The sequence below is a fragment of the Prescottella subtropica genome (assembly GCF_005434945.1).
Classification (GTDB): domain Bacteria; phylum Actinomycetota; class Actinomycetes; order Mycobacteriales; family Mycobacteriaceae; genus Prescottella; species Prescottella subtropica.
In genome coordinates this window covers 84,042-107,825 of the sequence record NZ_SKCH01000012.1, presented here as the reverse complement: position 1 = coordinate 107,825, position 23,784 = coordinate 84,042, and the positions used below count along the sequence as shown (strand labels likewise).

20 protein-coding genes, 1 rRNA gene and 1 pseudogene are annotated in these 23,784 nt (G+C 69.2%); 10 read left to right on the top strand and 12 right to left on the bottom strand.

The annotated features are described in order from the left end of the window. Positions 1-5 precede the first annotated feature (5 nt). The 3 genes from rrf (at position 6) to E0497_RS12780 (ending at position 1,301) form a co-directional block, all read left to right on the top strand. A 5S ribosomal RNA gene (rrf, locus tag E0497_RS12790) occupies positions 6-122 on the top strand. Positions 123-246: 124 nt separating this feature from the next. Next, on the top strand, positions 247-948 hold the full coding sequence (gene nucS / locus E0497_RS12785; RefSeq protein WP_137725171.1) for an endonuclease NucS: 702 nt from the start codon (positions 247-249) through the stop codon (positions 946-948). Between the two features lie 32 nt (positions 949-980). Continuing rightward, the gene (locus tag E0497_RS12780; protein ID WP_137725170.1) at positions 981-1,301 is read left to right on the top strand and encodes an ATP/GTP-binding protein; all 321 of its coding nucleotides are present in this window, start codon (positions 981-983) and stop codon (positions 1,299-1,301) included. Between the two features lie 3 nt (positions 1,302-1,304). Here E0497_RS12780 and E0497_RS12775 read toward each other — a convergent pair whose 3' ends face one another. Continuing rightward, on the bottom strand, positions 1,305-2,198 hold the full coding sequence (locus E0497_RS12775) for a coiled-coil domain-containing protein (protein ID WP_137725169.1): 894 nt from the start codon (positions 2,196-2,198) through the stop codon (positions 1,305-1,307). 110 nt (positions 2,199-2,308) lie between these two features. Next, positions 2,309-2,788, bottom strand: a complete 480-nt coding sequence (gene mce, locus E0497_RS12770; protein ID WP_137725168.1) for a methylmalonyl-CoA epimerase — start codon at positions 2,786-2,788, stop codon at positions 2,309-2,311. Positions 2,789-2,879: 91 nt separating this feature from the next. On the opposite strand from mce, the gene E0497_RS12765 reads away from it, so the two are divergent. From E0497_RS12765 to E0497_RS12755, 3 genes are all read left to right on the top strand, one after another. After that, positions 2,880-4,070 (top strand): acetyl-CoA C-acetyltransferase, encoded by a 1,191-nt coding sequence (locus tag E0497_RS12765; RefSeq protein WP_137725167.1) that lies wholly within the window; start codon positions 2,880-2,882, stop codon positions 4,068-4,070. Positions 4,071-4,151: 81 nt separating this feature from the next. Continuing rightward, positions 4,152-4,526, top strand: a complete 375-nt coding sequence (locus E0497_RS12760; RefSeq protein WP_170312960.1) for a DUF3817 domain-containing protein — start codon at positions 4,152-4,154, stop codon at positions 4,524-4,526. 50 nt (positions 4,527-4,576) lie between these two features. Beyond that, entirely contained in the window at positions 4,577-5,482 is a 906-nt protein-coding gene (locus tag E0497_RS12755; RefSeq protein ID WP_137725184.1) for a tetratricopeptide repeat protein, read from the top strand. 152 nt (positions 5,483-5,634) lie between these two features. On the opposite strand, the pseudogene E0497_RS12750 reads toward E0497_RS12755, so the two are convergent. The 4 genes and pseudogenes from E0497_RS12750 to E0497_RS12735 form a co-directional block, all read right to left on the bottom strand. Continuing rightward, positions 5,635-5,850 (bottom strand): annotated as a pseudogene (locus tag E0497_RS12750) (IS3 family transposase); the annotation flags it as partial. Positions 5,851-6,103: 253 nt separating this feature from the next. After that, on the bottom strand, positions 6,104-7,552 hold the full coding sequence (locus tag E0497_RS12745) for a neutral zinc metallopeptidase (protein WP_137725165.1): 1,449 nt from the start codon (positions 7,550-7,552) through the stop codon (positions 6,104-6,106). Further along, positions 7,549-9,738, bottom strand: coding sequence for a 1,4-alpha-glucan branching protein GlgB (glgB, locus tag E0497_RS12740; protein ID WP_137725164.1), 2,190 nt, complete (start codon positions 9,736-9,738; stop codon positions 7,549-7,551). The genes E0497_RS12745 and glgB overlap by 4 nt, the downstream gene beginning before the upstream one ends. Further along, entirely contained in the window at positions 9,735-11,744 is a 2,010-nt protein-coding gene (locus E0497_RS12735; RefSeq protein WP_137725163.1) for an alpha-1,4-glucan--maltose-1-phosphate maltosyltransferase, read from the bottom strand. Before E0497_RS12735 ends, glgB begins: the two co-directional genes overlap by 4 nt. Before the next feature lie 117 nt (positions 11,745-11,861). On the opposite strand from E0497_RS12735, the gene E0497_RS12730 reads away from it, so the two are divergent. Beyond that, positions 11,862-12,479 (top strand): DUF1109 domain-containing protein, encoded by a 618-nt coding sequence (locus tag E0497_RS12730; RefSeq protein WP_137725162.1) that lies wholly within the window; start codon positions 11,862-11,864, stop codon positions 12,477-12,479. Between the two features lie 41 nt (positions 12,480-12,520). After that, positions 12,521-15,103 carry an alpha-glucan family phosphorylase gene (glgP, locus tag E0497_RS12725; RefSeq protein ID WP_137725161.1) on the top strand — a complete coding sequence of 861 codons (2,583 nt, stop codon included), beginning with the start codon at positions 12,521-12,523 and terminating at the stop codon, positions 15,101-15,103. A 556-nt stretch (positions 15,104-15,659) separates the two neighbouring features. Here glgP and E0497_RS12720 read toward each other — a convergent pair. Beyond that, entirely contained in the window at positions 15,660-16,166 is a 507-nt protein-coding gene (locus tag E0497_RS12720) for a hypothetical protein (protein ID WP_137725160.1), read from the bottom strand. A 719-nt stretch (positions 16,167-16,885) separates the two neighbouring features. On the opposite strand from E0497_RS12720, the gene E0497_RS12715 reads away from it, so the two are divergent. After that, positions 16,886-17,089, top strand: coding sequence for a hypothetical protein (locus tag E0497_RS12715; RefSeq protein WP_137725159.1), 204 nt, complete (start codon positions 16,886-16,888; stop codon positions 17,087-17,089). 106 nt (positions 17,090-17,195) lie between these two features. Here the strand turns inward: E0497_RS12715 and gabT are convergent, their stop codons facing one another. From gabT to E0497_RS12700, 3 genes are read right to left on the bottom strand one after another with little or no spacing between them, the layout of a single operon-like run. Next, complete coding sequence (gabT, locus tag E0497_RS12710) at positions 17,196-18,548, bottom strand: 4-aminobutyrate--2-oxoglutarate transaminase (RefSeq protein WP_137725158.1); 1,353 nt, start codon at positions 18,546-18,548, stop codon at positions 17,196-17,198. 20 nt (positions 18,549-18,568) lie between these two features. Next, positions 18,569-20,215 (bottom strand): ABC transporter permease, encoded by a 1,647-nt coding sequence (locus tag E0497_RS12705; RefSeq protein ID WP_137725157.1) that lies wholly within the window; start codon positions 20,213-20,215, stop codon positions 18,569-18,571. Then, entirely contained in the window at positions 20,212-21,132 is a 921-nt protein-coding gene (locus E0497_RS12700) for an ABC transporter ATP-binding protein (RefSeq protein ID WP_137725156.1), read from the bottom strand. The genes E0497_RS12705 and E0497_RS12700 overlap by 4 nt, the downstream gene beginning before the upstream one ends. Positions 21,133-21,250: 118 nt before the next feature. Between E0497_RS12700 and E0497_RS12695 the strand changes: the two genes are divergently transcribed. After that, positions 21,251-21,466, top strand: coding sequence for an antitoxin Xre/MbcA/ParS toxin-binding domain-containing protein (locus E0497_RS12695; RefSeq protein ID WP_137725155.1), 216 nt, complete (start codon positions 21,251-21,253; stop codon positions 21,464-21,466). 37 nt (positions 21,467-21,503) lie between these two features. Here E0497_RS12695 and E0497_RS20995 read toward each other — a convergent pair whose 3' ends face one another. Both E0497_RS20995 and E0497_RS12690 read right to left on the bottom strand, forming a co-directional pair. Next, positions 21,504-21,635 (bottom strand): hypothetical protein, encoded by a 132-nt coding sequence (locus E0497_RS20995; RefSeq protein WP_277751685.1) that lies wholly within the window; start codon positions 21,633-21,635, stop codon positions 21,504-21,506. 50 nt (positions 21,636-21,685) lie between these two features. Then, on the bottom strand, positions 21,686-23,746 hold the full coding sequence (locus E0497_RS12690; protein ID WP_137725183.1) for an ATP-dependent DNA helicase: 2,061 nt from the start codon (positions 23,744-23,746) through the stop codon (positions 21,686-21,688). Between the last annotated feature and the right edge of the window lie 38 nt (positions 23,747-23,784).

Below are 23,784 nucleotides of genomic sequence, written 5' to 3'. Positions count from 1 at the left end.
AGAGTTACGGCGGCCATAGCGGAGGGGAAACGCCCGGTCCCATTCCGAACCCGGAAGCTAAGCCCTCCAGCGCCGATGGTACTGCACTCGACAGGGTGTGGGAGAGTAGGACACCGCCGAACACCTTTTCAGTGAGGGCCCCCACCAATAGGTGGGGGCCCTCACTGCTTTCTGTACCCCTTTTGTGGGGAGACGACCGGTCGACCGGATCGACCGAGGCATGTCCGATCCACTAGGGTGGGCCGAGTGCGTCTTGTGATTGCTCGTTGCCGTGTCGACTACGTCGGTCGTCTCACCTCCCATCTGCCGATGGCCCGACGACTCCTGCTGATCAAGGCGGACGGCTCGGTGAGCATTCATGCCGACGACCGCGCCTACAAGCCGCTCAACTGGATGAGCCCCCCGTGCTGGCTCGCCGAGACCACCACCGACGGCGCAGACAGTGCCGGTGACGGGGCGTCCGAGAACCAGCTGTGGGTCGTCACCAACAAGGCCGGCGAGGAACTGCGGATCACCATCGAGGAGATCGAGCACGACTCGAGCCATGAACTCGGCGTCGACCCGGGTCTTGTCAAGGACGGCGTCGAAGCGCACCTGCAGGAGCTCCTCGCCGAGCACGTCGAGACGCTGGGGGATGGCTACAGTCTCATCCGCCGCGAGTACATGACGGCGATCGGGCCCGTCGACCTGCTGTGTCGGGACGCCGACGGGGCGACCGTCGCCGTCGAGATCAAACGGCGCGGGGAGATCGACGGCGTCGAACAGCTCACCCGCTACCTGGAACTGTTGAACAGGGATCCGCTGCTGGCGCCGGTGGCCGGCGTGTTCGCCGCCCAGCAGATCAAGCCGCAGGCCAAGACTCTCGCCACCGATCGGGGCATCCGTTGCCTCGTTCTCGACTACGAGGCGTTGCGCGGCACCGAGAGCACCGAGTTCCGGCTGTTCTGATCGTCCTCGGGGTCGCCCCTAGACTGGACGTCGTGCCGCGTCGAAAACAGTCCAGCAGAACGCCCCGTCGTGCCGACCATTCGGTGGACGGGCCGACATACGGGAACGCGTTGGCCCGGGAGGAATCCGGTCCCGCCGGCTACGGCGACGAGCAGTACGTCGTCCGGCAGATTCCCGGGGCCCGGGCCGTCAAGACGTATCGGTGCCCGGGATGTGATCAGGATGTGCGGCCCGGCGTCGCGCATGTCGTCGCGTGGCCGTCCGATCCGGGTGGGGCCGACGATCGTCGGCACTGGCACACCGGATGCTGGGCCGGACGACGCACGCGTGGCATCACCCGACGCTGGTCGTGACCGTCAGGACCGGGCGGGAACCTCCGCGCCGTCGCTGACCGGGGTGGCGTCGTCGAGCAGTTCGCCCTCCTTGTCGACGGACGCGAGCATTGCCGGCACCGAATCGAGCTGACCGCGAATTCCCAGGAGCTGCTCCAGGATTCGGCTGCGCAGGACCCGCAGTTCCTCCGCGAGTTCCTTGGCGTGAGCGATTTTACGTTCGGAGACCTCGGTGGCGTCGGTGACGCGTCGGCGTGCCTCCGCGGTGGCGTCGCTGACCCGGCGGTGCGCCTCGGCCTTGCTGGTGTTTTCGCGGTGCTCGATCTCGGCGAGAGTCTTCGCGCGATGTTCGGACATCGTGATCTCGAAATCCTGGTGTTCCTGGGCGCGCTTGGCCTCGGCCTCGGTGGTGAGCCGGTCGCGTTCGGCGGTGGCGGCGTCGACGATGCGGGTGGCCTCGGCCCGCGCGGTCTCCATGGTGCGGGCGTGCTCGCGTTCGAGGGCGGTCCGGCGCCCCTCGAGTTCGGCGGTCTTCGCCTCGTATTCACGGCGCATGCGGGCGCTGTCCTGCTCGGCGAGGGACACCATCTCGGCGGCATCGGCCTCGGCCTTCGCGCGGACCTCGGAGGCCTCGTCGGACGCGAGCCGGAGCATGCGGGAGATACGTTCGCTCATGCCCTCGAGCGTTGTCGGCGGCACCGACAGCCGGTCGACGTCGCGTCGTAGCTCGTCGATCTCGTCGCGGGCGTCCTCGAGCTGAAGGGCCAGTTCACGGGCCTGAGCGGCCGCCGCGTCACGGTCGGTCGCCGTCAGACGCAACTCGGCGTCGAAACGGGAGAAGTAGCGTCGAACCTCGTCCTTGTCGTATCCCTTGCGGACGATGGTGAACGGCATGCCGCGGTCGTGATCGTAGGCCATGCCTGCCAATCTACCGGCGGCGACGCCGACACGACGCGTGTGGAGTGGGGCCGGGCTCGGCGCGTCGGCCCCACTCGGTCACATCGGACGAAGTCTGGCGAGAATCGCCGTCAGTGATCGCTGTTCGAAGCGGGCTCGACCAGCTCGACCAGGACGCCGCCGGCGTCCTTCGGGTGGATGAAGTTGATGCGCGAGTTCGCGGTGCCGCGGCGCGGGGCGTCGTACAGCAGACGGACGCCGTCGGCGCGCAGCTGGGCGCTGATCGCGTCGATGTCGGTGACCCGGTAGGCGAGCTGCTGCTGGCCGGGACCGTTGCGGTCGATGAACTTGGCGATCGTGGAGGTCTCGTCCAGAGGGGCGAGCAGCTGGATGGCGGGGGCGCCGGCGGGCGAGCCGACCACCGACAGCATGGCCTCACGCACACCCTGCTCCTCGTTGACCTCCTCGTGGGTGGAGACCATGCCGAGGTGCTTGCTGTACCAGGCGATGGCGACGTCGAGGTCCGGGACGGCGATGCCGACGTGGTCGATGGCGGTCACGAGCTGCGAGGACAGGCTGTTCGCGGCGGGGGTGGGGGACGAAGATGTCATGCCTACAGACGGTAGCGCTACCGTTTGAGGTGTTCTTTCCCGGCCACGGCAATGCGTGTGGCCCGGGCCAAGCTCGACCGCTGGAGGAATCTTGACCACTTCTGTGATCGTTGCCGGGGCGCGTACCCCGGTCGGACGACTGCTCGGCTCCCTGAAGGATCTGTCGGGTTCCGACCTCGGCGGAATCGCCATCAAGGGCGCCCTGGAAAAAGGTGGCGTCGCCCCCGAGCAGGTCGAGTACGTCATCATGGGCCAGGTCCTCACCGCGGGCGCCGGCCAGATCCCGGCCCGCCAGGCCGCCGTCGCCGCCGGCATCCCGATGGACGTGCCCGCCCTGACCGTCAACAAGGTGTGCCTGTCCGGCATCAACGCGATCGCGATGGCCGACCAGCTGATCCGCGCCGGCGAGTTCGACGTCGTCGTCGCCGGCGGCATGGAATCGATGTCACGGTCCCCGCACCTGCTCGAAAAGTCCCGGGAGGGCTTCAAGTACGGCGACGTCGCGATGCGCGACCACATGGCGTTCGACGGCCTGTACGACATCTTCACCGACCAGCCGATGGGCAACCTCACCGAGTCCGCCAACCACGGCGACCGGTTCGTCTCCCGCGAGGAGCAGGACGCGTTCTCCGCGGCATCGCACCAGCAGGCGGCCCGCGCCTGGAAGGACGGCCTGTTCGCCGACGAGGTCGTGTCGGTCAGCGTGCCGCAGCGCCGCGGCGAGCCGGTCGTAGTCACCACCGACGAGGGCATCCGCGCCGACACCACCGCCGAGACCCTCGCGAAGCTGCGTCCGTCGTTCAGCAAGGACGGCTCCGTCACCGCCGGTAACGCGTCGCAGATCTCCGACGGCGCGGCCGCGGTCGTTGTGATGTCCAAGACCAAGGCCGAGGCGCTCGGGCTCGAGTGGATCGCCGAGATCGGTGCCGCCGGCGTCGTCGCCGGACCGGATTCGACGCTGCAGTCGCAGCCGGCGAACGCGATCGTCAAGGCGTGCACGCGGGAGGGTATCGACCCGAAGGACCTCGACCTGGTCGAGATCAACGAGGCGTTCGCGGCCGTCGGAATCGCGTCGACCCGGGAACTGGGTATCGACCCGGCCAAGGTCAACGTCAACGGCGGCGCGATCGCGATCGGTCACCCGCTCGGCATGTCCGGCGCCCGGATCGTGCTGCACCTGGCGCTCGAGCTGCAGCGCCGCGGCGGCGGCATCGGTGCAGCCTCGCTGTGTGGCGGCGGCGGCCAGGGCGACGCCCTGATCGTGCGAGTGCCGAAGAAGTAGCCCGAAAGCGCGAACGACGCCCCGTGGTGGAGCCTGGTGTGACCAGGATCAACTACGGGGCGTCGTAGTTTCTCGGGCACAATGGCGGCCATGGCAAACATCTTCGACCTCAGCTCCTGGCCCAAGCGTTTCCGTTTCGTGGCCGTTCTGGAAGCCTTCAGCTGGGCCGGCCTGCTCATCGGCATGGCGTTCAAGCACCTGCCGGAGGAGGGCCCGGAGATCGGCGTGAAGATCTTCGGAGCTCTTCACGGCGCGATCTTCGTCGCCTACATCGTCATCGCGTTCGTCACTGCCCGCGTCCTGAAGTGGAACTTCACGACCCTCGCGTTGGCGATGGTGTCGAGCGTGCCGCCGTTCATGACCGTGTGGTTCGAGAAGTGGGCCGCCGGCAAGGGCCTGCTCGGGGAACTGTCGACGGGTGCCACCGCCGCCCCGCAGCCGGCCGTGACACACTAGACTCCGTGACTCGACCCGGTTCCCGTCCGTCCTCTGCCCTCGCCGCGGCCATGTCCGGTGCCGTCGATCTCTCCGGCCTCAAGGAGCGTGCGATGCAGCCGCCGGCCGCCCCGCCCGCACCCGCGGCCGACGGGTCGGCCCCGGTGAGCAGCACCGGCCTCGCACCCGTCGTCGACGTCACCGATGCGACGTTCCAGACCGAGGTGCTCGAGCGGTCCATGCAGGTCCTGGTCGTCGTCGACCTGTGGGCCACCTGGTGTGAGCCGTGCAAACAGCTGTCCCCGGTGCTCGAGAAGCTCGCGCACGAGGGCGGCGGGAACTGGGTACTCGCCAAGGTCGACGTCGACGCCAATCCGGGCATCGCGCAGGCGTTCGGGGTGCAGTCGGTGCCGACCGTCGTCGCACTGGCCGGCGGGCAGCCGCTCGCCGACTTCGCCGGCGCCCAGCCGGAGGCGCAGCTGCGGGAGTGGATCGCCGCGCTGCAGCAGGCCGTCGCCGGCAAACTGTCCGGTCCGCCGTCCGCGGGACCGGCCGAACCCGAGCCGGAGGATCCGCGGTTCGTGGCCGCCGAGACCGCGCTCGAGGAGGGCGACTTCGAGGGTGCGATGGCCGCCTACCGGCTGGTCCTCAACTCCGAACCCGGCAACACGCAGGCGCAGGCGGCACTGCGTCAGGTCACGTTCCTCGCCCGCGTCCAGGAACTGCCGCAGGACGTGTACGCGGCTGCCGAGGCGCAGCCCGACTCGATCGACGCGCAGTTCGCGGCCGCCGACGCCGAGATGTACTCACAGCGGCCCGAGGCCGCCTTCGATCGGCTCGTCGCGCTGGTGCGTCGCACCGCCGGCGACGACCGGACGCAGGTCCGGACGCGGCTGCTCGAACTGTTCGAACTGTTCGATCCGGCGGAACCGATCGTGATCGTGGCCCGCCGTAAACTCGCGTCCGCGCTGTACTGATTTTTTTCTACCGGTAGCGGCCGGCTCTGTCCTGACTTACACAGGTTTAGTGCCCCGGTCCGCGGGCCGTTAGGTCCAGTGCAGCGAGGACGGCTGCGGCATCCGGGGTGATGGGACTGCCCCACTTCAGTTGACTCATGGGGTGGAGAGGCTCAAGCCGCGTGTGCGGCCTGATTGATTGTCTCAAACTCGATCGGGGTGAGCTTCCCCAGGCGCCGCTGGCGGCGCTTGCGGTGGTAGGTCTTCTCGATCCAGGTCACGATTGCCAGTCGGAGTTCCGCTCGGGTCGACCAGCGTTGCCGGTCGAGGACGTTCTTCTGCAGGAGAGCGAAGAACGACTCCATCGCGGCATTGTCACCACATGCCCCAGGGCCCCGGAAAGGTCGGATGAGGTGGCTGTGACCTGCGGATTCGCAGAGACGGGGCCGAAGGTTTGACCTGACTTAGGACATTTCGGTTAGTGCCCCGAATCGCCGACTCGCGATCCCACTACCAGTGTAAACGCCAGCCGAAACCGGAAATCCCCGTCGACCTGTGCAAGTCAGGTCGAACTGTTCGATCCGGCGGAGCCGATCGTGATCGCGGCCCGCCGCAAACTCGCGTCCGCGCTGTACTGAGTTTTTACCGGTAGCGGCCGGTGCAGGCGTCCTGCCCGCCCAGGACGCCGGTGCGGAACGCGTCGACGCGGGAGAAGCCGCTGGGCACGGTGACCCCGTCGACGTCGCTGGCGGCGAGACCGTCGGACAGCAGCCCGGAGATGGCCTCGTCGAGGTCGCCGGGGGACAGCCACACCCGCGCCGCGATGTCGGCGGCCCGCGGGTTGCCGGGGCTCAGGGCGGCGGTGACGGCGCCGGACAGGCATGCGGCCCGCAACGCCGTCTGCGGCCCGGACAGCGACATCCCGGACGCCTTCTGCACCGCGAGCGTGTACCGGGACGCGAGCAGCACGTAGGCGCTGTAGTCGCCGGTGACGTCGACGTTGACGATGGCGTCCCGGGTGCCGTCGCCGGCGGCGGGGCGTCCACGTTCGGCCAGGGCGGGCAGGTCCACGCCGATCGTGTTCGTGGTGGGGCAGTACGACACGGGTGCGGTGGCGTCGGCGTCCGCGCAGCCGGTGTCGATGCCGGACAGGTCCAGCTGCGGCGGGTCTGCGAGCGCGAACACCGCGGCGAACGAGTCGACGATGGCGCGCACCGATTCCTCGGTGACGGGGAGTTCGCCGTCGTCGCTGCGTCCCTCGTAGTGCCGGGGCAGGTCGGTGCGGCGGGAGATGATCTCGTCGGCGTCGATGCCGGTGCAGGCGGCGGGGCCGTCGGTGAAGCCGATCTGCACGGCGGTGACCCGCTCGAACGCGGAGCCGTGGACGGAGTCGGCGGCGCCGGGTTCGGTGTCGCGGACAGCGACGGTGGCGGCGAGGACCGAGTTGAGGCCGTCGGCGGTGTTGAGGGTGAAGTGCGGGGCGTCGCCCTCGGCGACATGCCGGACGAAGGCGCCGGAGAAGCAGTCGGCCTGCTGTTCGAGGACGATGCCGGGGTCGTCGTCGCCGACGAGGCCCGCCTTCTGCTGGATGGCGTGCCCGTACTCGTGGGCGAGGACCATGACGACGGCCATCGGGCCGAACGCGTCGATCAGGGCGGGCAGCAGGTAGGTGCGATCCCAGCCGACGACGTCCTGCCGGGTGCAGTAGGCGGCGTTGACGAGGTCGTCGGTGCCGATGCCGCAGAAGCGGGGGCCGTCGGTGTCGTCGGGATCCCACGACATCAGCTCGGACACCGGCGTGAACGTGCCCGCGAAGATCGTCGGATACTGCTGCGCCCAATAGCTTTCGATGTCGGTGATCGCGTTGGCGGCGAGCCGGTCGACGGCGCCGCCGTCACTGCCGACGACGGCGCGGACGGCGTCGGGGGTGCCGGCGCGGGGGCCGCTGGGGCCGTCGCGGGCGGGCAGGCCGGCGACGGTGAACGGGTCGTCGTAGATGGAGACGGCGCGGCCGTCGGTCGTCGTCGCACATCCGGTGGCGGCGACGGCGACGAGAGCGAGCACCGCGGTGAGCAGGCGCGGCCGTCTCACCGCTCGAGCCTCAGCCAGATCGCCGCGTTCGCGGGCAGTGTCACCGCGGCGGACGCGGGACGTCCGTGCCACGGCGTGTCGAGGGCGGTCACGGCACCGAAGTTACCGACCCCGGTTCCGCGGTAGTCGCTCGCGTCGGTGTTGAGGATCTCGGACCAGACGCCGACCTCGGGCAGGCCGATCCGGTAGTCGGTGTGCACGGCGCCGGAGAAGTTGAACAGGCACGCCACCACGGAGTCGTCGCTGCCGTAGCGCAGGAAGCTGAGCACGTTGTGGGTGGTGTCGTCGGCGTCGATCCACGAGTAGCCGCCGGGGGAGGCGTCGAGCGTCCACAGGGCGGGGGCGGACCGGTAGACGGCGTTGAGGTCGCACACGAGGGCGTGGATGCCGCGGTGCAGGTCGCCGGTGACCGGATCCTCGAGGTCGTGCCAGTCCAGGCCGAACTGCTCGGACCATTCGGCGCGCTGCCCGAACTCCTGGCCCATGAACAGCAACTGCTTGCCGGGATGCGCCCACATGTAGGCGAGCAGCATCCGCACCCCGGCGGCCTTGGCGGTGTCGTCGCCCGGCATCCGCGTCCACGGGGTGCCCTTGCCGTGGACGACCTCGTCGTGGCTGATCGGCAGCAGGTACTGCTCGTTCCACGCGTACATGAGGGAGAACGTGACCTCGTCGTGGTGGAAGGCGCGGTGGGCGGGGTCGCGGCGCAGATAACCGAGGGTGTCGTGCATCCAGCCCATGTTCCATTTCATGGTGAACCCGAGGCCGCCGACGCCGGTGGAGCGGGTGACCCCGGGCCACGACGTGGACTCCTCGGCGATCGTGACGACCCCCGGATACCGCTGGTGGACGGTGGCGTTGAGTTCCTGCAGGAATTCGACGGCCTCGAGGTTCTCCCGGCCGCCGTGGACGTTGGGCGTCCACTGCCCGGGTGGGCGTGAGTAGTCGCGGTAGAGCATCGAGGCGACGGCGTCGACACGCAGGCCGTCGACGTGGAATTCGTCGCACCAGAACAGGGCGTTGGCGACGAGGAAGTTGCGGACCTCGCGGCGCCCGTAGTCGAAAACATATGTGCCCCAGTCGAGTTGCTCGCCGCGCTGCGGATCGGGGTGCTCGTAGAGGGCGGTGCCGTCGAACCGGGCCAGCGCCCAGTCGTCCTTGGGGAAGTGGGCGGGCACCCAGTCGACGATCACCCCGATACCGGCGTGGTGCAGGCGGTCGACGAACGCCCGGAACTCGTCGGGCGTCCCGAAACGGGCGGTGGGCGCGTAGTAGGAGGTCACCTGGTAGCCCCACGAGCCGCCGTACGGGTGCTCGGCGATCGGCAGCAGTTCGACGTGCGTGAACCCGGATTCGACGACGTAGCGGGACAACTCGTCGGCCAGTTCGAGATAGCCCAGGCCGGGCCGCCACGACCCGAGGTGCACCTCGTAGACGCTCATCGGCTCCCGGACCGGGTCGTGCCCGGCGCGGGCGGTGATCCAGTCGCTGTCGGTCCAGACGTGCTCGGACGCGGCGACGATCGACGCGGTCGCGGGCGGCACCTCGGTCGAGCGCGCCATCGGGTCGGCCTTGTCGCGGATGACGCCGTCGCGGCCGTGGACCCGGAACTTGTACAGGGCGCCGGGGTGGACGTCGGGCACGAACACCTCCCACACGCCGGTGGAGCCGAGGGCGCGCAGCGGGAACGTGCGTCCGCCCCACAGGTCGAAGTCGCCGAGCACGCTCACCCCGCGGGCGGCGGGCGCCCACACCGCGAACGACGTGCCCGTCACGATGCCGTCGGGGGTGTCGTAGCGGCGGGGGTGCCCGCCGAGGATCTCCCACAGCCGCTCGTGCCGACCCTCCGCGAACAGGTGCAGGTCCATCTCGCCGAGGGTGGGCCAGAACCGGTAGCCGTCGGCGGTGACCTCGACGTGGTCGTGCGGGTAGGCGACGACCAGCCGGTAGTCGGGCAGCTGCTCGAACGGCAGCAGCGCACTGAACACGTCGTGCCCGACCGGGTGCAGGTCGTGGTCGACGCCGTCGACCCGCACTGCCACCGACAGTGCGCCCGGCCGCAGTGCCCGCACGACGGTGCCGTCGGATCGCGGGTGCGCGCCGAGTACCGAGTGCGGATCGTGGTGGACGCCGTGCCGGAGCAGCGTCAGATCGTGCGGGTCCGGCGGGCAGGCCGGTGTCGTCACGGACGGTGCTCCCGGTCGGCGAGTCGGGCCCGCAGCTCCCGCGGCACCGTCGGCAACGCCAGGATGTGCGCGCACGCCCGCCACGGTTCGAGGCGGACGAAGTTGCGCTGCCCCCACTCGTAGTGTTCGCCGCTGACCGTGTCGTGCACCGTCATCCGGTCGTGCCAGTCGCGGCCGATCGCCGGCATGTCGATGGAGATGTGGCCCTGCTGCGCGTGGGACGGGTCGAGGTTGACGACGATCAGGACGGCGTCCCCGGTGACCGGGTCGATCTTCGAGTACGCGATGAGGGCGTCGTGGTCGACGTGGTGGAACCGCAGGTTCCGTAGCTGCTGCAGCGCCGGGTGCGCGCGGCGGATCCGGTTGAGCGTCGTCAGCCACGGTTCGAGGGATTCGCCGCGGGCCCGCGCCCCGGCGTAGTCGCGGGGACGTAGCTGGTACTTCTCCGAATCCAGGTATTCCTCGCTGCCGGGGGCGACGGCGACATGCTCGAACAGCTCGAACCCGGAGTAGACGCCCCACGTGGGGGCCAGGGTCGCGGCGAGCGCGGCCCGCACCGCGAACATGCCCGGCCCGCCGTGCTGCAGGCTCGCGTGCAGGATGTCGGGGGTGTTGACGAACAGGTTGGGGCGGGCCTCGTCGGCCTTCGCGGCCAGTTCGACACCGAACTCGGTGAGCTCCCACTTGTGCACCCGCCACGTGAAATACGTGTACGACTGCGTGAACCCGCGTTTGGCGAGCCCGTACATGGGGGCGGGCCGGGTGAACGCCTCCGACAGGAACAGCACGTCCGGGTCGGTGCGGGTGACCTCCGCGATCAGCCACTCCCACAGGTCGACCGGCTTGGTGTGTGGATTGTCGACCCGGAAGATGGTGACGCCCAACGTGATCCAGTGCCGCACGACGCGCAGCACCTCGGCGGACAGGCCGGCCGGGTCGGTGTCGAAGTTCAGCGGATAGATGTCCTGATACTTCTTCGGCGGATTCTCCGCGTACGCGATGGTGCCGTCCGGCAGGCGGGTGAACCATTCGGGATGCTCGCTCGCCCACGGATGGTCGGGAGCGCACTGCAACGCCAGATCGAGCGCCACCTCGAGCCCCAGCCGGGACGCCTCCGCCACGAACGCGACGAAGTCGGCCTCGGTGCCGAGCGCCGGATGGATCGCGTCGTGCCCGCCGTCGGCGGACCCGATCGCCCACGGGGAGCCGACGTCGTCGGGGCCGGCGGTGAGGGAGTTGTTGGGGCCCTTGCGGTTCACCACCCCGATCGGGTGGATCGGCGGCAGGTAGACGACGTCGAAGCCCATCGCCGCGATCCGCGGCAGCTCGGCCGCCGCCGTCGCGAACGTGCCGTGGACGGGGGCGCCGCGGGAATCGCGTCCGCCGGTGGAGCGGGGGAAGAACTCGTACCACGATCCGACCAGGGCGCGGCGCCGGTCGACGGTGACGTCGAAGCTGCGGGACGACGTCACCAGCTCACGTAGCGGACGCACCCGCAGGGCGTCGGCGATGTCGGTGGCGAACGCGGGTGCGACGCGGGCGGGGAGTTGCCGCCCCGAGCGCAGTGCGGTCGCGGCGGCGAGGAGACGTCCCCGATGGTGCGGGTCGGCGTCGGCGGCGGCGCGTTCGAACAGGCGGGCACCCACCTCGAGATCGTTGGCGAGATCCTCCGGGCCCTGCCCGACAGCCAGTTTCGCCTCCACCGCGTGCCGCCACGTGGACAGTGGATCGCCCCACGCCTCGATGCGGTACGTCCACCGGCCGACGCTCGTCGGGGCGAAGGAGGCATGGAACACGTCCAGTTCCGGGCCGGGACGCATCGGGATCGCGAGCGTGTCCGCCGGATGCCCCGCCCGTTCGACGACAAGGGTGGTGGCGACCGCGTCGTGGCCTTCCCGCCACACCGTCGCCGACACCGGGAACACCTCACCGACGACGGCCTTCGCCGGGAACCGGCCACCGTCGAGGCACGGCAGCACGTCGTCGATGGCGAGGCGACCTGACACGCGGGCTCCGTTCGTTGACCGGCTGATACGTCAACGGTAGTTCAGCGGTCGGCGGTGCCGGTGGAATCGTCGAGCACGAGTCCCGGTGCGGGCGGGATCGATCGGTACAGTGTCGAGATGGGGGAGACTCGAACACGAAGCCCGGAGCCCACCGAGATGGCGGCGCCGAACAAGGTGCCCGGCCCGGCCGTCCTGGCCGTGACGAGTATCGCGGTGGCTGTGCTCGTCTGTATCCACTACGACTGGTGGCCGTCCCGGTTCGGTGACCAGCGGTGGGCCGATCCGCTGCTGTTCGCCGGTGGCGCTCTCCTCGTCCTCGCGGTGACGGGTCTCGTCTGGGCGATCCGAAGCCTCTACGTCATCGGCCAGGATCGGCGATGGTCGTGGTGGATCGCCGCTGCGCCCGCCGTTGTCGGGGTGGCAGCGCCCGTCGCGGTGCTGTTCCCGCCCGCCGGGTTCGATGACCTGCGACCGGAGTTCGAGCGCATCGCGCTCGAGGTGCGCGCGTCACCCGAGCGGTCACGCACCAACGTCGAGATCGGGCGCTTCGACTTCCTCTACGCCCGCAAGGACACACGCGGTGCCGTCTACTTCGTCGAGGCGGGTGGCCTCGGGCTCATGGCGAGTTCGGGATGGGTCTACTCGCCGGACGGCCCGCCGGCCGGGTTCGACGACTTCTCCGCCACCCATATCGGTGGGGCGTGGTACGAGTTCACCGCGGTCTGGCGGGACTGACGCACCGTCGCGCGGCCTCGAATGTGGGTAGTGTTCGCGGCGTGAAAGCCCTGCGCCGGTTCACCGTCCGAGCCCATCTGCCCGAGCTGCTCGCCGCGCTGGGGCCGCTGTCGACGAATCTGCGGTGGTCGTGGCATCCGCAGACACAGGACCTGTTCGCGTCGATCGACCCCGACCGTTGGACGGCGGTGCGGCACGATCCGGTGCGGATGCTCGGCGAGGTGGATCCCTACAGGCTGGACGCGTTGGCCGCCGACGAGGGGTTCCTGGCGGCGCTGGCGACGGCGTCCGCCGACCTCGACGACCATCTGGCCCGACCGCGCTGGTATCAGGAGCAGGTGCGCCGCGGCGCCGACCTGCCGACCGGGATCGCGTACTTCTCGATGGAGTTCGGGGTCACCGAGGTGCTGCCGAACTATTCGGGTGGGCTCGGCATCCTGGCCGGGGACCATTTGAAGGCGGCGTCGGATCTGGGGTTGCCGCTGATCGGCGTCGGCCTGCTGTACCGGTCCGGGTATTTCCGGCAGTCGCTCACCGCGGACGGCTGGCAGGCCGAACACTATCCGTCGCACGATCCGCAGGGGCTGCCGCTGCGGCTGCTCACCGACGGCGGCGCGCCGGTGCTGGTGCACGTCGGGATGCCGGGCGGTCGGGTGCTGCGGGCGCGGGTGTGGATCGCGCAGGTGGGGCGGGTGCCGCTGCTGCTGCTCGACTCGGACATCGCGGAGAACGATCCGGATCTGCGGGCGGTGACGGACCGGCTGTACGGCGGCGACCAGGAGCATCGGATCGCGCAGGAGATCCTCGCCGGGATCGGCGGGGTGCGGGCGGTGCGCGCCTACACCCGCAGCCACGGCCTGCCCGACCCCGAGGTGTTCCACATGAACGAGGGGCATGCCGGGTTCCTCGGGCTCGAACGCATCCGCGAGTTCATCACCGGGGCGGGCGTCGACTTCGACACCGCGCTCGCCGCGGTGCGAGCCGGGACGGTGTTCACCACCCACACCCCGGTGCCGGCGGGCATCGACCGGTTCCCGATGGAGTTGGTGCGCCGCTACTTCGGGGGCGGGGAAGGTCAGACGGAGTCGACGCTGCTGCCCGGCCTGCCCGTCGACCGGATGCTGGGGCTGGGCGCCGAGAACGATCCGGGCGTGTTCAACATGGCGCACATGGGGTTGCGGCTGGGGCAGCGCGCCAACGGCGTCTCCCAGCTGCACGGTGAGGTGAGCCGCGGCATGTTCGAGTCGCTGTGGCCGGGATTCGATGTCGCGGAGGTGCCGATCGGGTCGGTCACCAACGGCGTCCACGCCCCGACGTGGGCGGCCCGCGAGTGGATGGATCTGGCGCGCAGCCTCGTCGGCCCCGATCTACTGGAGGAGGCCCGCGGCTGGGAGCGGCTGCGGGACGTGGCGCCGGCCCGGCTGTGGTCGACCCGCAACCGGTTGCGGGCACAACTGGTGGACGAGGTGCGACGGCGGGTGCGGGCGTCGTGGCTCGAACGCGGTGCGACGGACGCCGAATTGGGGTGGACGGCACAGGTGTTCGACCCGGACGTGCTGACGGTCGGGTTCGCGCGGCGGGTACCCACCTACAAGCGGTTGACGTTGATGCTGCGGGACGAGGAGCGCTTGCGGGCGCTGCTCCTCGATCCGGACCGGCCGGTGCAGTTGGTGGTGGCGGGTAAGAGTCATCCGGCGGACGAGGGCGGGAAGGCGCTGATCCAGCAGGTGGTGCGGTTCGCGGACCGCCACGATGTGCGGCATCGGATCGTGTTCCTGCCGGACTACGACATGTCGATGGCCCGCTACCTGTACTGGGGGTGCGATGTGTGGCTGAACAATCCGTTGCGTCCGTTGGAGGCGTGCGGGACGTCGGGGATGAAGTCGGCGCTCAACGGTGGCCTGAATCTGTCGATTCCGGACGGCTGGTGGGACGAGATGTTCGACGGCGAGAACGGCTGGTCGATCCCGACGGCGGGCGGGGTGGTGGACGAGGTGCGCCGCGACGACCTCGAGGCGGCCGCCCTGTACGAGTTGTTGGAACGCTCGGTGCTGCCCCGTTTCTACGAGCGGGACGACGCGGGGGTGCCGGGCCGGTGGATCGAGATGGTGCGGCACACTCTGCAGAGTTTGGGGCCGAAGGTGCTGGCGTCGCGGATGGTGCGCGACTATGCCGTCGAGTATTACGCGCCGGCGGCGGTGTCGGCCCGGAACATGCTGCCGGACAACTTCGCCGGGGCTCGGGAGGTGGCCGAGTATCGGCGGCGGGTGCAGGCGGCGTGGCCGGGTGTGCAGGTGGTGCAGGTGGACAGTGCCGGCCTGCCGGACGATCCGGAGATCGGTGCGGACCTGTCGCTGCGGGCGTTCGTCCGTCTCGGCGGCCTCGACCCGCAGGATGTGGTGGTGCAGGCGGTGCTGGGCCGGGTGGGGGAGGACGACGACCTCACCGACACGACCACGGTGCCGATGGTGCACACCGGCACCGACGGACTCGGCGACATGTTCGAGGCCGTCGCACCGCTACCCGTCTCGGGATCCGTCGGCTACACCGTCCGCGTCCTGCCACACCACCGACTGCTCGCCGGCGACACGGAACTGGGACTGGTGGCGGCGCCGTACGTGTGACGGCCTGGGCATAGCTGGCAAGAGTTTTGATGGACCGACGACCACGGTCGGCCCCGTCATCTAATTGCGATGACGGGGCCGACCGATTGGCACGTGTCAGCTCAGGCCGGCCATGAGGGACCCCATGACGGGCAAGGACGCGGCCATGTACAGCCAGTCGATGATACTGGTCGACATGTTCGTCAGCATCTAATTCAACCTTCTTTCAGGACAGTGCTCGTAGGAAGCCGTCAAATGCTTCGACGGTCGGTCCGGCCGACCCCGTAGCAAACTGCAGCAGAAACGCCTTGATTGCGTCAAGCATCGAGTTTCCCTTCTGATTAGACGTCGATTCCGATGAAGATCTTTGCGGGCAGCTGAACAAACAGCATGTAGATCGCATCGAACGTCATCGACACGACATCGCCGACTGATGTCATTCTGAACCTCTTTCTGTGTTTGTGTTACGAGTTCGATTCAGCGGATGCGGTGGCGGATCCGGTGGCGATACCCGCAATCTGTCGGTAGAACACGGCGAAGGCGTTGAGGAAGTCAACGGACATCGAGTTTTCCTTTCTCAGGAGACGAGGATGTTGAAGCCGGTCGCCTTGGTGGACAGGAGTCCGCCGACCTGATGGTTCGCGAACGCGGAGGAGTCGATGATGCCGGCGTGCGAGGTCGAAACGACCGTGGTGTAGGGACTCGGCAGAGTAGTCGCGGAGAACGCGACGTGACCGCCGTTGGCGATGATGGGCGGCATCGACAGGTTGCCGGTGAAGCAGAAGGCGCCGTTCGCGTCCGTGGTCGCGCTGTAGGTGGCAGCAGTTGCGCCACTGCTCCGGAAGAGCGTGCCCTCGACCTTCACGTTCTTGACGAGGGTGGCGGAGTCCGGGATTCCGCTGTCGGGTGCGGGGTGGCTGTCCGCGGCAGTGGTCGAGGTGGAGTCCGCGTAGACGGTTCCACACATCGTGAAGTTCGAACCGGGCGCAGGGTCGGCGATGACGGCGTTCGCGATGCCGGCGCCCATCAGCGCAAGCGTGCCTACCGATGCCGCGGCCCCGATAGCGAGCCTCTTGATTCCCATGGTGATTCCCTTCTTGACGCTTTGTGAGCGGAGATCTTCACCTGCATGTCTCGTCGTGTAGCCGCAGAGCTTCGTGGTTGATGGTTACCCGATCGAGTCAAGACGGGAGCCTATGGCACAGCAGTGTTGCGAATGGTGAAATTGCGAAAATTCTTTCGCGGAGATGCCAGTCCCAGCTGTGAGCGGATTGCTCCAGAGGGTGAGAGGGGGGTGAATTTTGTACTGCAGTACAAAATTGTACTGCAGTACAATTACCTAACGGTTGTTATAGTTGCATCGCGCTGACCTGGGGATAGCCGCCTTCAAGTGCGTGTGCCCGGCTTGCGTGGATGGTCGACTGCTCGAGGTGCAGCCAAGGTAATAAGTGGCGCTTACTATCGACTTTGCTTCGCGGCGAAGTCCGCGGATCTCGCGAGGCGACGCCCTGGGAACAGCTACCCGGTCCTGTAGTTCCGCCCCTCCGTACCGCACTGCCGCCACTGGCGGCATGAATGCGACAGCAGACTCGACCGTGACCGCAACCGGGAGAACCTCGACTCGATTGAAGCCGGCGCCGGCCTCGTCGCTGTTCACTCGATCTGCAGTGGCCCACCGCCTGCGTGACGACGCTGTGATCGTGGTCGTGACGCACTGCGGGACGCGTCGGTCTCGGGGTGGGGCAGGGTGGACGACAGCCGTCAGATCAGCGACAGGAGTCCCACGCCGTGAACATGCCTCCCATGAATCGTGCACCGCGCCGCCAACTCTCCGTCGACGAGATCGAACGGACGATCGCCGGTATCCGCGTCGGCCTCGAACTCGACGGACTACGGATGACCGGGACCGCCGAAGCCTGCGCCCGCGCCGTCCTCACCGGGGAAATGACCGCAGACGAAGCGGTCGCGCGTGCCGTTGCAGAGATTCAAGACCGAGCGGAGTCGTGACCCCGGCGACCGACCCGGGGCTGATGCGATGCTCGAACGGGCGGTTGTCCGACACACTTCTCGGTCGTTGCTCGGACAACCGCCCGTTCGGCGGCAGCACCACGCGTCAGACCGCGCGCACTGCGTCTTCCAGCGCATCGAGTCCTTCGAGGAGCAGCGCATCGGGCATCACGAGCGGCGGCAGCAGACGCACGACGTTGCCGTAGGTGCCGCACGTCAGCACGACGACGCCGCGGTGCAGGGCGTGGGCGGCAATCGCTTTCGTGGCCTCCGGGTTCGGTTCGCGGGTGCCGGGGCGGACGAACTCGATCGCCAGCATCGCGCCACGGCCCCGCACCTCCCCGACGATGTCGGAGGCGTCGGCCAGCGCCTGCAACCGCGGCCGTGCCACCTCCTCGATGTGCCGGGCCCGACCGCACAGGTTCAGATCCCACATCTGCTCGAGCGTCGCCGACGCCGCCGCACAGGCCACCGGATTCCCGCCGTACGTACCGCCCAGCCCGCCGGCATGCACGGCGTCGATCAACTCGGCGCGGCCCACCACCGCCGACAACGGCAACCCCGACGCGATCCCCTTCGCCACCGTCACCAGATCCGGCACCACACCCTCGTGCTCGCACGCGAACCAGTCACCCGTGCGGGCGAACCCCGTCTGGATCTCGTCGGCCACGAACACGATGCCGTGCGCGTGCGCCCACTCCACCAGCGTCGGCACGAAACCCGGTGCCGGAACGACGAAACCGCCCTCACCCTGGATCGGCTCGAGCACGATCGCCGCGATCCGATCCGCCCCCACCTGCTTGTCCATCATCGCGATCGCCCGCCGCGCCCCCTGCACACCCGTCACCGCGCTACCGTCCGGGTTGCGGCCCTCCCGGAACGGATACGACATCGGCGCCCGATACACCTCCGGCGCGAACGGCCCGAACCCGTCCCGATACGGCATGTTCTTCGCCGTCAACGCCATCGTCAGATTCGTCCGCCCGTGATAGCCGTGATCGAACGCCACCACCGCATCCCGGCCCGTCGCACGGCGGGCGATCTTCACCGCGTTCTCCACCGCCTCCGCACCACTGTTGAACAACACCGCCCGCTTGTCGTGGTCGCCCGGCGTCAACTCCACCAACCGCTCACACACCGCCACATACCCCTCGTACGGGGTCACCATGAAACACGTGTGCGTGAACCGGGCCGCCTGCTCGGCCACCGCCGCCGCCACCGCCGCATTCGAGCCGCCCGCCCCCGTCACCGCGATCCCCGACCCCAGATCGATCAACGTGTTGCCGTCCACGTCGACGATCACCCCGCCGTCCGCGTCCGCCGCATACACCGGAACCGTCGACGCCACACACGCCCCGACCGCCGCCGCGCGGCGTGCCGCCAACGCCCGCGAGCGGGGACCGGGCAACTCGGTGAGCAGTCGTCGTTGCTGGGGGAGTCGATAGTCGACGTCGGACACGGGGAACCTCCCAGAGCAGATCAGGACGGGACGTCACGGCGCCGGAACCCGGCCAGCGCCAGCGCATACAACACGACCGCGAGCACCGACAGCACGATCAGCGGGACCACGTCGAACGCGTCGGCCGGCATGTTCGGGGTGAAATGGAACGGTGACGCCCACCCCGTCCAATCCGGCAGCACCTCCAGGAACATACCGATCACCAGCAGATACCCGAGATACACCCACACGATCGCGAGGAACCGCGGCGCCCACGCGTAGACGACGGCCGCCACCCCGATCACCGTCAGCGTCGCCGGCAGCAGATTCGCGGCCGCCCCCACCAGTCGGCCGAACATCGACCCGTCGTGCAGTGTCGCCGCCGCCGTCGTCCCCATCGCCGCACCCGCCGCCACCACGATCAGCATCGTCGCGACCGTGAGCACTGCCAGTTGCGTGCCCAGCCACCGCCACCGCGACACCGGCGTCGACAACACGTCCTCGGCGCGACCCGACGTCTCCTCACCCCGCGCCGCCTGCACCGCCGTCGTCGCATACATGCACGCCATCACCGTCAGGAACACCAGATACAACGCGAACGCGCCCTGCGCGGCATTGCCCTCACCGCCCGGCAGCAGTCCCGACAGCCGCGGATCCTGGTCGACGAACTCGGCCACCTGCTGACCGAGCGCCCCGATCGGGAAGGCCAGCGCGATCACCCCGAGGGTCCACGCGAGCACCTGACCGCGCTGCATCCGCGCCGTCAACGCCGCCATCCCGGACAGCGCCCGCGTCGCCCGCGGCCGGCCGCCGCGTGGCGCGACCAGTCCGCCGCCCACATCGCGTCGGCCCACCACCGCATACGCCGCCGCCACCCCGATCACCGCCGCCGCGACACCGAGGAGCAGCGGACACCAGCGGTCGTCGACGTACGCGGCGGTCGCCTGCCCCCACCCGATCGGGGACAGCCACGACCACACACTGCCGTCCTCCTTCGCGACGACATCCCCGATCGCCCGCAGCAGATACGCGAACGCCACCGCCACCAGGCCGAGCCCGCTCGCGGCCCGCGCATGTTCGGTGAGCTGTGAGAACAGCGCCGATGTGGCCCCGAACGTCAGACCCACCGTGACCACCGCGGCCGCCAGAATCCACGATCCGGAGGCCGGCAACCCGACCGCCGTCAACCCCACACCCAGGACCAACCCGATCAGCACATTCGCCAGCAGCACCACCACCAGTCCCGACGTGATCGGCGCGAACCGGCCCACCACCGACGCCCGCAGCATCTCCGCGCGACCCGACTCCTCCTCCGTCCGCAGATGCAGTGTCACCAGCAGCACCGACATGATCGCGACCGCCACCATCGTCATGCCGGCGATCTCGTTCGCGACCATCGCGCCCAGCGAATAGTCCGACAGCCCGTAACCGGGGCCGGCCATCGCCGTCGCCGCCGGCGACTCGATCAGCGCGCCACGCGCCTGCCGCGCCTCCGCGGTGGGGTAGAGGGTCGAATAGCTCGACGCCAACAGCACCGTCGACCCGCCGACCGCGATCACCCACGCCGGCAACCGGACCCGGTCGATCCGCAACGCCAACCGGATCAACGTCCCCGTCCCCGCCAACGGATCGGCCGCCCCCGACTCGACGGGCCGCGGCACCACCCGATCCGTCGTGGCCGCCGTCATCGGCGCTCGATCCCCAGCGACGCGAACTCGTCGCTGTACTCGCGCAGGAACAGATCCTCCAGCGTCGGCGGATGCGCCGTGATCGTCACGACCCCCAACCCGGCCAACACCGACATCACCGCATCCAGACGGTCCGCGTCGACGTCGAACACGACACCGTTGTCCTGATCGTCGACCGGCTGCACATTGTGCACCCCCGGCACAGCCGCCAACCCGTCCGACGACTCCCGGGTCGTCACCGACACCGTCGTCCGCGTCAGATGCCGCAACTCGTCCAACGTGCCCGACTGCACCGTCCGGCCCGCCCGGATGATCGTCACCACGTCACACAGCGACTCCACCTCCGCCAGAATGTGACTCGACAGCAGGACCGTGCGGCCCTCCCGCGACACCTCGGTGATGCACTGCTGGAACACCGCCTCCATCAACGGATCCAGCCCCGACGTCGGCTCGTCCAGGATCAACAGTTCCGCATCGGTTGCGAGCGCGGCGACCAGCGCCACCTTCTGCCGATTGCCCTTCGAATACGTGCGACCCTTCCGCGTCGGATCGAGTTCGAAGCGTTCGAGCAGTTCGCGCCGCCGGGCCTCGTCGAGCCCGCCCCGCAACCGGCCGAACAGATCGATCGCCTCACCGCCCGTGAGATTCGGCCACAGATTCACGTCCCCCGGCACATACGCCAGCCGCCGATGCAGACCGACCGCGTCCCGCCACGGATCGGCGCCCAGCACCGTCGTCTCGCCGCCGTCCGACCGCAACAACCCCAGCAGCACCCGGATCGTCGTCGACTTCCCCGCCCCGTTCGGCCCCAGAAACCCGTGCACCCGCCCCCGCTCGACCTCCAGATCGAGGCCGTCGAGCGCCCGCACGTCACCGAAACACTTGACCAGCCCACGAACCGAGATCACCGGGTCCATCGCCCGAGCATAGGACCGGGCCGCGCGACGGGGCAGGGGATCGGGGCCAGGTGACGGGTTGGTCCGAAGGGTGAGGGTGGCGCTTCCGTGCGGCGCCGGCGGTCGGTAGAAACGAACCATGGATGCCACGACTACACGCCCGGCCGACGGCGGAACCGATGATCCCGTGCTGGCCCGCGCGCGGCTCGTATGGGGAGAACAAGCAGCCCGCACCTGGCTCGAAAGCGCCAACGCGCACCTCGCCGGCGCCAGGCCCATCGACGTCCTGCACACATGTGGGCCGGCGCCGGTGCTCGAGGCCTTGGACGCGGAAACCTGGGGCGGGGCGGCGTAATCGCTGTTGTGCGCGACTTCGCGGCACAGGGTGCGTCTTACGACTTCGCGGCGCACAGCGTTTTCAACGTGATCGGATCGCGCTCGTCCTCGGGGCGAGGATCGTAGGTCTCGAACCGTTGAGCAAGTTCGTCGGCGTGTGCGAGAACATCCTCGGTCGAACGGTGCATCGTCACCTCCCACGAATGTCGGGCACGGTCATCGCGTGGACTACTCCCCGCTAACCCGCCGCCCGCCCCGCCGCGATCCGCTCGAGCGCCTTGCGCACCACCTGCGGGTCGGCGGTTTCCCAGAACGGGGGCAGGGATGCGCGCAGGTAGCCGCCGTAGCGGGCCGTCGCCAGGCGGGAGTCGAGGACGGCGATCACCCCCTTGTCGTCGACGCTGCGCAGCAGTCGGCCCACCCCCTGCGCCAGCAGCAGCGCCGCATGATTCGCCGCGACCGACAGGAAGCCGTTGCCGCCGCGGGACTCCACCGCCTGCTGCCGCGCCATCAGTAGCGGATCGTCCGGGCGGGGGAACGGAATCCGATCCAGGATCACCAGACTCAGCGACGGCCCCGGCACGTCCACGCCCTGCCACAACGACAACGTCCCGAACAGCGTCGTCGGTTCGTCGGCAGCGAACTTCTTCACCAGCGTGCCCGTCGCATCGTCGCCCTGACACAGGATCGGCACGTCCAGGCGTTCCCGCATCGCCTCCGCCGCCGCCTTCGCCGCCCGCATCGACGAGAACAGTCCCAGCGTCCGGCCACCCGCCGCGGTCACCAGCTCCGCGATCTCGTCCAGGAACGCCGGCGACAACCCGTCCCGGCCCGGCGGCGGCAGATGCCGCGCCACATACATGATCCCCGACTTCGCATGATCGAACGGCGATCCCACGTCCACCGAATTCCAGTGCAGCGCACCCGTATCCGACGGCGCTTCCTTGCCGATCGCGGTCCCCGGATCGGTGCGCGACGACGATTGCGCCGGCAGCCCCCAGTTCACTGCCAGCCCGTCGAACGACCCGCCGACCGTCAACGTCGCCGACGTCAGCACCACCGTCGACTCCGCGAACAGGCTCGCCCGCAACAGCCCACCCACCGACAGCGGCGCCATCCGCACCACCCGGCGGACACTGCCGCGATTCTCCTCGACCGACAGCCACACCACGTCCGTGCGTTTCGCCGGATCCGGCTCGTCGAACGCCGTCAACACCCGCACCGCGCCGTCGTGGATCTCGTCGATCGCGTTGAGCGCCGCGCTGCGTGCCGCCGCCGCCTCCGGATCGGACGCCGCCATCCCCGGCGTCGCCGGACCGATCGCCGTCCGCACATGCCACGCCGCGTCCCGCACCGCCGCCAACGCCATCCCCACGCCGTCCGGCAGCGACTCCCACCGGCCCGCCGGCAACTGCTCGAGCAGATCCGCCCAGTTCTCGGCCGTCGCCTCCAACCGGTCCACGTCCCGCTCCTCGACCAGCTTCACCGCCCGCCGGGCCGCACCGCTGATCGCGGGCGCCGCCAACTCCGCGGTCGCCACCCCGGTGACCCGATCCACCAGCTCGTGCGCCTCGTCGATCACCACCACATCGTGCTCCGGCAGCACCTTGATCCCCGAGATCGCGTCGATCGCGAGCATCGCATGATTGGTGACCACCACATCCACCTGCGCCGCCTCTGCGCGGGCCCGCTCCGCGAAACAGTCCTCACCGACCGGGCAGCGCGACTTGCCCAGGCACTCGCGAGCACTGACACTCACCTGACGCCACGCCTGTTCGCTCACCCCCGGCACCAGATCGTCCCGGTCCCCGGTCTCGGTGTCCGACGACCACTTCGTCAGCCGCTGCACCTCCCGGCCCAGCCGGGAGATCGCGAACGCGTCGAACAGTTCCTCCTCCGGCGGCGTGTCCTGCGCCATCCCGGTGTGAATCTTGTTCATGCACAGATAGTTTCCGCGGCCCTTGAGGATCGCGAACCGCGGCAACCGGCCCAGCGCCGGTTTCAACGCCTCCGCGAGCCGCGGCAGATCCCGGTCCACCAACTGCCGCTGCAACGCGATCGTCGCCGTCGACACCACCACCGTGCGCCCCGACGCCACCGCATGCCGGATGCTCGGCACCAGATACGCCAGCGACTTACCGGTACCCGTACCGGCCTGCACCGCCAGATGCTCCCCGGTGTCGATCGAATGCGCCACCGCCGACGCCATCGTCAACTGGTTGCGGCGCTCCTTGCCGCCGAGCGAGCGGACCGCCAGAGACAGGAGATCGGGGACATTCGGCAGTTCACGCGCAGACACCGCAACAGGGTAGCGGCCGACAGTGACACCGCCGACGT